4 protein-coding genes are annotated in these 4,164 nt (G+C 66.5%); all 4 read right to left on the reverse strand.

The features are described 5' to 3' along the window. Nucleotides 1-35: 35 nt before the first annotated feature. The 4 genes from ACFULQ_RS48715 to ACFULQ_RS48730 all read right to left on the reverse strand — a co-directional run bounded on the left by ACFULQ_RS48715 (nt 36) and on the right by ACFULQ_RS48730 (nt 3,338). Nucleotides 36-1,211 carry a DUF932 domain-containing protein gene (locus ACFULQ_RS48715; protein WP_383558188.1) on the reverse strand — a complete coding sequence of 392 codons (1,176 nt, stop codon included), beginning with the start codon at nt 1,209-1,211 and terminating at the stop codon, nt 36-38. 429 nt (nt 1,212-1,640) lie between these two features. Further along, a complete protein-coding gene (locus tag ACFULQ_RS48720) occupies nt 1,641-2,243 on the reverse strand; it encodes a hypothetical protein (protein ID WP_383558189.1) in 603 nt (200 codons plus the stop codon). A 100-nt stretch (nt 2,244-2,343) separates the two neighbouring features. Next, a complete protein-coding gene (locus ACFULQ_RS48725; RefSeq protein WP_383558191.1) occupies nt 2,344-2,901 on the reverse strand; it encodes a hypothetical protein in 558 nt (185 codons plus the stop codon). 65 nt (nt 2,902-2,966) lie between these two features. Then, nucleotides 2,967-3,338: a hypothetical protein gene (locus tag ACFULQ_RS48730; protein WP_383558193.1), complete on the reverse strand. Its 372-nt coding sequence runs from the start codon at nt 3,336-3,338 to the stop codon at nt 2,967-2,969. Between the last annotated feature and the right edge of the window lie 826 nt (nt 3,339-4,164).

The following is a 4,164-nucleotide window of genomic DNA, read 5'->3' on the forward strand; positions in this document are numbered from 1 at the left end:
GGCTGGGGGAGCTGCCCGGCCCGCACGGGGGTCTGTCAGCCGTGCGCGGCGGCGGCCGTGAGGGCGGGAACCGCGAGCGCTTCCAGGGCGGCGGCCTGGTCGGCGTCGGTGAGGGTCTGCGCGGTCGACGTGACCGCCTGCATCACGCCCCCGGCGGTCATCTGACCACCCCGGATGAAGTGGGCAAGGATGCGGTCCTTCGTCTCTGTGCCGATGCTGAGCGACTTGGTGACGTGCTCGATGGTCTTCGTCGGCTCGTCCAGCGTCTTCCCGGCGGAGGCCTCCATCTCGTTCAGCTTGGCCTCGACGTACTCCCGTGACAGGAAGGTGCGCACGGCGTCGGTGGTCTTGGACGTGATGAGCTCCAGCGTCTTGCGCTGGGTCTGGCCGGACCAGTTCACAACGCCCTCGTCCTGCTTGCCTCCGAGGTGCACGGCGCGCATGACGTCCTTGGTCTGGGTGAGGCCGTTGCGGCAGACCTGGATGACCGCGCGCGGGGTGATGGTGTACGCCCCCGCGCCCACCTCGCTGTTCGTGATGACGAACCCGGCCGAGATCATCGGGAGTTCGTCACCGCTGCGGCCGTCGAAGGGGGAGCGGTAGCCGCGCAGCAGGTTGCGGGCCTGGACCGCGACCGCTTCGGACTCGACGCGCACGTACATGCGCCGGTCCGTGAGGTCGCACCCCGTGATCCGGGTCGGGTGCCCGGACTTCTCCACCCCGTCCAGCGCGGCCAGCAGCATGTCGAGGTTGTCCATCAGCTTGTAGCTGTCGGACAGCAGCGCGCGGGCCACGCCCTCGGACGGCATGCCGGGGCCGTTCTCGCCACGGAACGCGCGGAGCATGAAACGGCGCTCCGGCTCCTGCCGCATCCACGCGTTCACGTTCTCGTCCAGCAGCGGAACGTTGTCCGTCCGCATGCGGCGCAGGTACGCCAGCGGAATGCGGAGCTTGTCGGAAATCCCCTCGTCGGCAACGGTGGTGGGCCGGTAGACGCCGTCGACGGCTGTCACGCCCCGCGCGCTGAGCTGGGCCTCGACACCTTCGACGATCACGTTTCCCTCGCGCATCCGCAGTGCGGATGCGGGGGCGATGACGTCCAGCTTCCGGCGCTGTCCGTCCTCCAGGATGCTGACCAGATCGGACAGGTCGGCGTTGCGGGCGCCGGTCGGGGCGAGGTTCGTAGCGCGCTCGGCGAACTGCTGAGTCATGCGGTGTTCCCCTTCACTGTTGGTCTCTGCGGGCCGGGGGCGGGGCCACCACCTCCGAACAACTTCAATAATAGTGTGTTTTGGGTGTGGGTAAACCCTCCCCTGAACTGCAGGCTCGGGCTACTGCAGGCGTGCGCTTCTCTGCACGTGCACCCTTTCTCGTCCGGCCGGCGCGGTAGGGGGCGGTGGGTGCCGGCTTTCTGAGGGTGCCGCGCACACACGAACCGCGGTTGCACCCCGAGTGCAGTACCGCCGCGCTACGGCCCGGGCCAGGCGGGCGGCCCCGGTCCGTCGCCCTTGGCGGGACGGGGCAGCGACGGGGGCCGAAAGGGACTCGGCCGGTGCCGCGCCCTGCCGAGGAGTCGAAGCAGGGCGCGGCGGCTCGCTGGCGCCGCTACGCGGGGTGCGGCGGCCTGCGGCTCGTCTCGGTCACGCCGTGACCTCGACGGGCCGCGCTTCCGTGGCGCTCGCGGCAGATGTCAGGGCTTCCTGAATGAGTGCATCCAGCGCTTCGCCGATACGGCGCCTGGACGCCGACCCCATGGCGCAGCAACCTTCCCGATCGATCAGGTCCAGTACCGCCTTCCTCGCCGGGCTCGGGGGAACCGGGCCGGGCATGGCTCCGGCATCGATGGCCCGCTGCCGGAACGCGTCCCAGACGCCACACCAACCACCTTGCTCCGCCAACGCGTCCAGCTCACCGAGCGTGGCAGGAAGCGCGCTCAGGACCTGCCGGGCGTGATCGCGGTACTCGGCGCAGTTCTCCGCGATCCACCGCACCAGAGGGTCGCTGGACGTCTTGAGGGCGCTCCAAGCGTCGTCCTGGGCATGGACCCGCGCCCTGTACGCCTCGCCGGTCACCTTGTTGTGGGCGCTGATCTGCCGCTGTCCCTCCTCGTCCCAGTCGAACCGCTTCGGGTACCGCGCGGCAGCCGCCTGCCTGACCTTGTCCTCTTCAGCCGAGGCAGCCTCTATGGCCTCGACGTACGCGCGTACCTCCGGCAGCATCTCCCGGGCTTCCTGCTCCGTCATGCGATTCCCCTTCGTTGGCTTCTGCGGGCGGGAGGCGGCGCCACCACCTCCCGAACAACTACAATAATAGTGTGTTTCAGCCCACCCCTGACCAGCACACCTAGAACATCCTGCGGTGCTCACTCAACGGCGTGAGACTCGTCCGCCGTACGTTCGTGACCACCGAAACCAGCACCACACCGCGCATCTCGCACAGGTCGTAGCGCAGTTCCGGGGCCGAGCTGAACGGGTCGGCGTGCGCGTGGATCGCACCTACCCAGTACATGCCGTGACGCTGCGTCTGACTGCCGTGATACCTGACCTTCTGCCACAGCACCGGTCCCGCGTGCTGCGGGTCCAGGCTCCGGGCAACAGCAATCACCAACTGATCCGCCACGCGCTCGGACATCAGCAGCATGAAAGCGCGCGCGATCGTCGCACGGTCAACCGGCACATCAGCCATCGCCGGGCCCGTGTGACCGGTGCGCACCCCCATGGCCCAACCCAGCTCAAAGAACGGCCGGACCATCTCCAACTGCTCGTGCGGAACCCTCAGCGCTTCCGGGTCGCTCTCACTGCGCGCCAACTCCCTCAGCGCGTAACCGGCCTGCTCCTTCTCGGCGTCCGTGAGCGACGCTCCGGTTTCCTGGGCCTGCCCTGCAATCCGCGTGTTCTCCATGACTCTTCTCCTCTCGGTGATGCCGGGTGGAAGGGGGGCGCCCCAACCGGGGCGCCCCGTGCGGATTACCTCAGGAACCCGTTCGACCGGAGAAACTCGGCCGTGATGTGCGCGATTCCCTGGGGCTTGTAGATCTGGGGGAAGCGACGCAACTCAACTTCCATACGCCCTGCCTCGTCCGGAACAATGAACTCCTGAACCAGACGGTAAGGCTCTCCATCCCTCGGCATTTCCAAGATGACCGGGCCGACGGCCATGGTATCGAACCGAATTCCAGTGTAATTCCGGTCGGAGTTGTGAATGATCCTCACCCCGGCCCGTACACACACAAGAGGCAGCAGGTTTGCGATCGTGCGCGCACGAATCGCAAGTTCGGTCATGGGCGCCTCTGCGCCCGGTACCCGACGCACTTTCCCCTCAGTGATCCGGATTTCCACGTTTTCCCCTTCGTTGGTCCCTTGCGGTTCCCGGGGGTCGCCTCTCCCAGGACTTCAAATAATAGTGTGTTCAGCGTCTGGGTGGAACCCCTGTCGCGCTACAGGTTGCACTAGATGCTGCGCCACGGTGTTGCGCTACAGGCTGCGCTAGATGTTGCGCGGCCTCCAGGAGCCCTCCCGCGTCACTACTGGTCACCCCAACGTGCGGGCTTGGTACGCCTGCTGACATCCCCTCTGCTGCCACTTATCCCGCGCCGGTTGAAGGATGAGTGAGGAATGGGTGCGGGGGCGGGTGGAGGCGGCGGCTTCGGGGATCGAGGGCGGCCTGATGCCTGCTGCGCGTCGGCTGCCGCCGCCGCGCCGTGGGGTGGCTGAGCGGCCGGACGTGGGGCCTGATGAGGTGGGGTTGCTGGCGGGGTGTGGAGCTGAGGCCGCCCATGCTCGGCGTGGACTTGTGACCATTTTGTTGCTGGGAATGATTCGAACGCGCATTTTCGACTACAGTCGGGAATAGAGGAATAGGGGAATAGGGGAATAGGGGAATTGAGGGAAGCTCAGTTCAGAATTCGGGAAGAGGATTCGAGGGATTCGGTATCCATAACAAGGCGGGGCTTTTCTGAGATTGTGTCAGTCTGTTTCCGACTCCCTCGGACTGACTCCGACTCACCGGCCTAGCCCGCGCTTTTCAGAAATTCGCGGAGCGAATTTCTGGGAATTGCGGAGCAATTCGGATGGATAGTCACGGAGTGACTATCCATCAACTCCCTTGCGGAGCAAGGGAGTTCCCGTCGCGTAGCGACGGCGCGTCGTGTCTGCGGAGCAGACC

It is taken from the genome of Streptomyces sp. NPDC057253 (genome assembly GCF_042669125.1).
In the GTDB taxonomy this organism is placed as follows: Bacteria; Actinomycetota; Actinomycetes; order Streptomycetales; family Streptomycetaceae; genus Streptomyces.

Bases quoted from the DNA above. Each gene is read 5' to 3' on its own strand.
- ACFULQ_RS48725 (WP_383558191.1), bottom strand. From the start codon at position 2,901: ATGGAGAACACGCGGATTGCAGGGCAGGCCCAGGAAACCGGAGCGTCG.
- ACFULQ_RS48715 (WP_383558188.1), bottom strand. From the start codon at position 1,211: ATGACTCAGCAGTTCGCCGAGCGCGCTACGAACCTCGCCCCGACCGGC.
- ACFULQ_RS48720 (WP_383558189.1), bottom strand. From the start codon at position 2,243: ATGACGGAGCAGGAAGCCCGGGAGATGCTGCCGGAGGTACGCGCGTAC.